Here is a 6,977-nt window from a genome sequence, read left to right as displayed (position 1 = left end):
GGGCCCGCGAAGCAGATCTCGCCCACCTCGCCGTCGGGCAGTTCGTCGCCCGCCGTGCCGTCCTCGCGGATCGGCTTGCGGATCGACAGGGGCGTCACCGGCATGTCGAAGCCGACGCTCGCGAGGATGTCGTCCACCGTGCCGTCGAGGGGCGAATAGGTGCAAAAGCCCGCCATCTCCGTCAGCCCGAGTCCGGTGCCGAACTTGGGACACATCGCCGCGAGCTGCTCCAGAAACTGGCGCGACACCTGCTGCCCGCCGTAGAGCGCGAAACGCAGCGGCGACAGATCGAAGTCCTTGTAGTTCGGCAGCCGCCACTCCATGGCGAAGAGCGCCGGGATCTGGCCGAAGCTGTCCACCTTGTGTTGTTCAATCGCGCGCAGCGATTTTTCCGGATCGAAGATGTGGAGCAGCACCACGTCGCCGCCCCAGAAAAACGGGGTCATCATCTGCTCGGCCTGCCCGCCCACGTGCGACGGCGGAAGGTTGACGAGCATGCGCGGCTTTTCGGTCATGCCGAATCCGCCGCCCAGGCACATGTTCTGCGCCGTGATGTTGCGATGCGACTGGAGCGCCGGTTTGGGGAAACCGGTCGAGCCGGTCGTGTAGATGACCTGCGCGCCGTCGTATTCGTTCACGGCCGCGGCGGCTTCGCGGTAGCGAGCAGCGAGATCCGGGTTCGCGCCCGTGAGCGCGGCCGTCGCCAGCCGCTTCGCATCGGCCGCGAAATCGAAGATCGACTTCGCGCCCGCGATGACCTGATCGGACGGCGAGAACTGGATGAAGTGCTCGATGTAGGGGCAATTCTCTTTCACGGCTTGCCCAAGCGCGCCGAAATCCGCCGCCGCCGTCTTGCCGAGAAACGCATAGCCCTTGGCCTTGATGAGACCGAGCGAACGAATCACCTCGGGCGCTTTCAGGCGCAGGTCGAGCGGCGCGTGGATGACGCCGATCTTGAAGCACGCGTATTCGAGAAACACGTGCTCGGCGAGAAACGGCAGGGTCGTCGCCAAGAAGTCGCCCTTGCGAAAACCGAGGTCGAGTAGCGCAAGCGCAAATGCCGTCGCCGCCTCGTCGAACTGCTTGTAGGTGTACGTCTTGCCCGTGTCGAACTCGATGATGGCCGTGCGTTCGGGGTCTTCCTTCGCCCACTTGGCGACGCATCCGTGCACGAGGTGGCGATCGGCAAAATCCCGTTCAAAATGCTCCAGCGTGTACTGCGGAACGCCGTTTCGGAACGCGAGCGGTGTCGAGAGTTTCGGGGCGAGCGGCATGGGGTCTCCTTCAGGATATCGCGAATGAACATGGAAATTCGCACGAACCCGGATTTACCACGATCGAAAGCCGGGCTCAACAAAAATCCGCTCCGTGACGCTCGAAGGCCGCCCATGCGGGCGGCCTCCGGTGATTTGTCTTTCGGTTCGCGGCGCGAGCGTCAGCAGCTACAACCGCTGCTGTCGTCGTCGTCATCGTCGCCGCCCGCGTCGTCATCCATCAGGTCGTCGTCGGCGTCGTCGTCCGTGTCGTCATCGGCGTCGTCATCGGCGTCGTCGTCCGCGTCATCGTCGGCGTCGTCATCGGCATCGTCGTCCGCGTCATCGTCGGTGTCATCGTCGGTGTCGTCGTCCGCGTCATCGTCGGTATCGTCATCGCCGCCGCCGGTCGTCGTCGTCGTCGACGTCGTCGTCACCGTCGTCGTCGTGGTCGTCGCCGAAGGGTCGAACCAGCCGCGCACCCAGACGTTGTCCACGCCCCACCACTCGGGGAGCGGGCCGCCGCCCTTGTACACGAACCGGATCTGAAAATTCGCGGCATAGTCGGCGTCGGTCAGATCGAATTGCTCATGACCCGACTCGGCGTTGCTGCGATAACGCTTCACGCGCGTCCAGTTGGTCCCGTCCGTCGTGTATTCCACGTCGCCGGTCTCGAGGAATCCCGACTCGAAATCGTTATCCCACTGGAGGGTGATGTCGTAATGGGCGTGCGCGTCGATGAGCGGCGTGACCATCTGCTCTTCCATCTGAGCGAGAATTCCCGCCGCCTGCTTGTCGCAGGAGGCGAAGACGCCGTCGAGTTCGCCGGAGAAGCGACCGCCGGGGTTGGTGTCGGTCCACGTCGCCGCGTTGGTGCCGCCGTCGATGACGTCCCAGTCGATCAGCGCGTCCGTCTCGAAATCGTCGAAGAAGAGCGTGTCGGGGCCTTCCGGCATCGCGGAGCGCTCGACCGTGTTCGTCTCTTCCTTGCCGAAGGCATCCTCGGCACGCACCACGTAGTAGTATGTCGTGAAGTTCGAGACGGAGTTGTCGATGTAACTCGTCGTCGTCACCTGCGCGATCGGCGAGCTGAAGTTCTGCCCGCCGGAGGTCTCGGCGCGATAGACGTTGTAAACGATCGCGCTCTGGTCCGTTCCCGCCGACCATCCAAGCGTGACGACTTCGTCGCCCGCCACCGCGCTCTCGAGCCCGTCGAAGTCCGGCGGCGCGCAGTCCACGTCCGCCGTGTCGGTTTTCACGACGTTCGTGCCACCCTCGCCGTCGTCGGCGTCGGTGTATTTTACCGTGATCGTGTCGCCGTCGGCCACGAGGATCTTGCCCGGACCGGTCGGCCCGGCGGTGGTATCGACGTAGCCTTTGTAGATTCCCGCGTCGGCCGTCGACGCCAGGATCACGGCCTTTTGCGATTCGGAATCGCTCTCGACCGTCACGTTCACGGTGGGACCGACGAGGTCCTCGTCGATGACGGTGATCTCGATCTCCGATTCGCACGAATACATCGACTCGATGCGGATCTTGCCATCGGAGCTGATGAGGTAGCTGCCGAGGAACAGATACGCCTCGACCACATCGATCGCGCCGCGCCCGGTGGCGTTGTCCTCGCCCACCGTGTGCACGTCCACCGCCGTCTCGTACAGCGCGAATTTCACGTCCTCGGGCATCGACTCGGGATACGCGTCGCGCAGCAGCACCACCGCGCCCGCCACGTGCGGCGTCGCCATCGAGGTGCCCGACAGCAGACCGTAGGTGTTGCTCGGGAACGACGAGCACACGTCCACGCCGACCGCGCTGACTTCCGGCTTGATCGTCGTGTTGTCGCAACCCGACGGACCGCGGCTCGTGAAGTCGGCCGGCGTGTCGTTGTCGTGGTTGAGCGCGCCGATCGCGAACGAATTGAGCTGCGTGGTGATGCGGTCGCCGGGGGTGCGCAGCGACGTGGTCTGCGGGCCTTCGTTGCCCGCCGCGAACACCACGACCACGCCCGCGGCCTCCGCGCCGTCGATCGCCGCCCACATCTGCTGATCGCAATGGGGAACGCCGTGATACAGCGGCGAAATGCCCCACGAGTTGTTGATGACGTCCGGCACGTCCTCCATCGTCGCGGGATTGCCGTCCGGATCGGAGAACCACTGGAACGCGTCGATCGAGTCGTCGATCGTCTGCTGAAGTCCCGCGCGGTCGATGGTGCCCGCCGCGATCCACTGCGCACCCGGCGCCATGCCGATGCCGTTTTCGCCGACGATCGTGCCCAGTGTGTGCGTGCCGTGGTAGCCCGAGTCGAAGGGGAACGTGGTGTTCGTGACCGGGTCGAACCACGTGTGCGCCGCGGGGGCCGACGTGCCGCGCCAGCGGCTCGCGAAGGCGGTGTGGTTTCCGTCCGCGCCCGTGTCGCAGTCGCCCGCAAGCGCCGTGGAGCCGTCAAAACCAAGATCCCACAGTTCGGGGGCGCGGGAAACCTCGACGCCCACTTCCAGCCCCGGAGGGCCGCTGCACGCGTCGAGCGACGTGCCCACCGCGACCGGCTCGATCAGCTCGATCGGGTACGAAAAGAAGATCTTGGCGACGTCGGGGTGCGTGCGCATCTGTTCGAACACGACCGGCCGGGCCCAGATCGTGATCGCGTTGGTGATCCAGTAAGCTTTGAATTTCTCGACCTTGCCCTCGCTCTGCGCCTTGCGCAGATCGCCGATCACGGCGCCCTGCGTCGAGGCCGCCATCTCCTGAAGCGAATTGATCGCCTCGTAATGCCGCTGCTTGAGCGAGAGGCCCCGGCGGTAGAAATCGTCGATCATGCTCTCGACGTCGACCTGCTTGGCGAGCACGACGAGGCCCTTGACCATCTCGTCCGAGTCGGCCCCGGCGAGTTCATCCTCGAGATTCGGATCCATCCACGCCGCGCTCGCCGCGCCCGCGAAAGCGCAGCACAACACCAAGGCCATCAACATTCTCAGGAGACGCATGAAATGCTCCATGAACAAAGGAGTGAGTCGATTCTTTCGTCCCGTGTCGCGCCGGACGCGAAGGCGCTCCGGCGGGGCGGGATTGTAGGCCCGCGCCACGGGCCAAGTCAAACAAATTTATCGGGTTTTCGCTTACGGACTTTCGACCGGGGATGGGGCTAGCGCCGGAGGCATTTGCGCCGCTGCGCCCGGACTCAGCCCGACGATATTGTGCCGGACGCGGTAGATGTCGTAGACCGCGCCGGTCGCGGCGTTGGGCGCCGGCGACGACCAGGCGAGCGTGTACATCCCCGGCGGGGCGAATTTCGTGAGCTGCAGAAAATCCTGCTCCCAGTCGCGCAACACCACGAGAAGATAGGGTTTTTTCGTCGCCATCACCGCGCCGAGGGCGGCGGTGGACGGGTCGGACTCGCGAAGTTGTTTCGCAATCCGCTCGTCGGTCAGGCCGACCAGATCGAGCACGTACCGATCGCTGAAATAGATGAGCGCGCCGACGTCGTGCGACGCGACTGTGAACCCCTTGGGCATGGCGTCTTGCACCGCGCGCACCATGGGCATGAGGAACTCGCGCGTCGAGCCCAAATCCTGCCGGAAATACACCCGGTACACGCGCGCCGTCTGGAGCGTGGCGAGCATGAGCGCGATCCCGGCGACCGCCGCGACCGCCCGGGCGGCCGTCTTCCCGTCGCGACGCTTCGCAATCCAGACGATGAGCGCCGCCGCGCCGACCGCCGCGAGAATCCACAGCGGATGCTGGTAGCGCGCGCGATAGTGTCGCAACGCGACATCGAACCGCATCAGATAGCTCGCGTAGAATAACATGAGAAACAGCAACTCGGCCCTGCGCCGGGTGAACGCGAGCCCCGCGAGGCCCGCCACGGCAAACAACTCCGCGCCGACGAGAAACACACGCAGCGGATCGCCAAGGCGCACGGGGTTCGGCCAGTCGAGACGCCCCGAGCGAAAGAAGACGGCCTTGGCGCTCACCGTGGGCGAGAGCACGTGGCCGGTGAGCGCGAGATTTGCGACGACGTAGGGCGCGAAGACCGCGCACGCCACGATGGCGGGGACCAGCCACGCCCGCGCGGCTTCCCGGTCGCGGGTCCACGCGACGCGTCCGAGCGGCACGGCGAAGATCGCGACCGCCAGCAGCGCGCCCTCGGGGCGCGTGAGCATCGTGAGGCCGAGCAGCACGCCGGCGATGATGCCGCGTCGGCGCGTCGAAACGTCCTCAAAGGCGAGCAGCGTCCAAACGACCAGCGCCGTGAACGGTGCCGTCTCCATGGCGCTGCCCACGTCGTAGAGGGTCGGCCCGGCGAAGAGGGCGAACGCCGCGCCCCACGCAAAGGCCCGCGCGTCGCGCGCCACGCGCTCGGCCAAAAACCCCGCACCCAGCGCCGACATGACGAATGCGATCCAAGAAATCCACCGGGCCGCGCTCTCGACGCCGAGCAGCAGCCCGAGCGCCCCGGTAAGTACGATGTGCAGCGGGCTCGTGACCCCGGCAAGCAGACGATTTTTCACGACCGCGATCTGGCCGTGCTCGGCAAACGTCCGCGCCGCCGCGAGGCTGATGTAGCTGTCGTCGAAGGGGAACAGGTCCGTTCCGCCGCGCGCGAAACTCCAACTCACGACCATGGCCGCGACGGTGACGACCGGGACGCGAATCCACCATCGCCGCCACGGCGACGCATCGCGCGTGCGTACGACGCCCCACGCGCAGAACAACGCGGCCAACGCCAGCGGAAGCCAAAACATCGACGCCGAATTTGGTCGCGCGCCGCGGGCGCGTCAAGCGCGGCGTGATGAACCTCGCCAAAGAAATGTTCACATTTTCAAACCGGATCTTTTCCGTCATCATGAACGCATCGAATTCTTCGCCCGTTCGTGGAGCCGCGCCCAAATATGGCTCACCGGATCATCGCTATCCTCATCCTTGCGCTGGTCGCGGCGCTTCCCGCCTGCGACTGCTCGTCGCCCGATTCGTCCGGCGATGCGAAGTCGGATGACCACGCAACGCCCGACGACGACTCCTCGCTCGATGACGATTCCTCCGACGACGACGCCGGCACCACGACCACGACGTCGGTGACCACCACATCCACAACTTCGACATTCGCCCCGACCACGACGACCACCACACAGACCTCGACGAGCACCTCGACGCCGACGTCCACCACGACCACCACCACGCACGTCACGACGACCTCCACCACCACCACGACGTGGCTCGGCACGGGAACCGCCTGCGACCCATTCGTTATCAACCCTGCCCATTCGGTCGCACCGCGCTACGGTCCGTGGCCTCCCTTTGAGATGAACGGAATCACGTTCCAGCAGATCTCCGGTTTTGTCGACTCCGACAAAGGGGTGAGCGATGTGCTCGTGACGACCGACGGTAACGTGCACTTGGCGATTCGCGAAGGGCTCTCCCTGGATCACGTCGCGATTGACGCGAGCGGCGATGTGACCCGCGAGGTGATCCATCCGCTGGGCGGCGAACGCAAGATCTTGGCGAAGGATACGCAGGATCACCTCTATCTCGCCTACACGTACCACCCCAAGCTCGGCGAGAACGTGGAGGAACTGCGTTTCGCGACAAACAAGTCGGGCGAGTGGGAGGTGACGACGCTCTTGGCGGTCGATGGCGAGGCCACCGATCTCGACATGGCGGTGGACGCAAGCGGCGTCGCGCATCTGATCTATACGGACATCGTGCGTTACGACACGAGCGTGTACTACG

General features: G+C 65.2%; 5 protein-coding genes. 1 reads left to right on the top strand and 4 read right to left on the bottom strand.

Going from position 1 to position 6,977, the window contains the following annotated elements; genetic code table 11:
• From IT350_11190 to IT350_11175, 4 genes are all read right to left on the bottom strand, one after another.
• Positions 1–1,274 (bottom strand): AMP-binding protein (locus IT350_11190; protein MCC6158605.1); only part of this gene is annotated, 1,274 nt, incomplete at its 3' end.
• A gap of 161 nt (positions 1,275–1,435) precedes the next feature.
• Positions 1,436–4,234 (bottom strand): S8 family serine peptidase, encoded by a 2,799-nt coding sequence (locus IT350_11185; GenBank protein ID MCC6158604.1) that lies wholly within the window; start codon positions 4,232–4,234, stop codon positions 1,436–1,438.
• Positions 4,235–4,366: 132 nt separating this feature from the next.
• The gene (locus IT350_11180) at positions 4,367–5,992 is read right to left on the bottom strand and encodes a glycosyltransferase family 39 protein (protein ID MCC6158603.1); all 1,626 of its coding nucleotides are present in this window, start codon (positions 5,990–5,992) and stop codon (positions 4,367–4,369) included.
• 152 nt (positions 5,993–6,144) lie between these two features.
• Entirely contained in the window at positions 6,145–6,471 is a 327-nt protein-coding gene (locus IT350_11175) for a hypothetical protein (protein ID MCC6158602.1), read from the bottom strand.
• A gap of 79 nt (positions 6,472–6,550) precedes the next feature.
• Between IT350_11175 and IT350_11170 the strand changes: the two genes are divergently transcribed.
• Positions 6,551–6,977 (top strand): hypothetical protein (locus IT350_11170; protein MCC6158601.1); only part of this gene is annotated, 427 nt, incomplete at its 3' end.

Source organism: Deltaproteobacteria bacterium (genome assembly GCA_020845895.1).
GTDB lineage: Bacteria > Lernaellota > Lernaellaia > JACKCT01 > JACKCT01 > JADLEX01.
Note: the sequence above shows the minus strand (reverse complement) of the source record. Positions and strands in the feature narration are given on the sequence as shown.

What these genes read in the sequence shown, in the direction of transcription:
- IT350_11180 (MCC6158603.1), bottom strand. Translation starts at nt 5,992, where the DNA reads ATGTTTTGGCTTCCGCTGGCGTTGGCCGCGTTGTTCTGCGCGTGGGGC.
- IT350_11185 (MCC6158604.1), bottom strand. Translation starts at nt 4,234, where the DNA reads ATGCGTCTCCTGAGAATGTTGATGGCCTTGGTGTTGTGCTGCGCTTTC.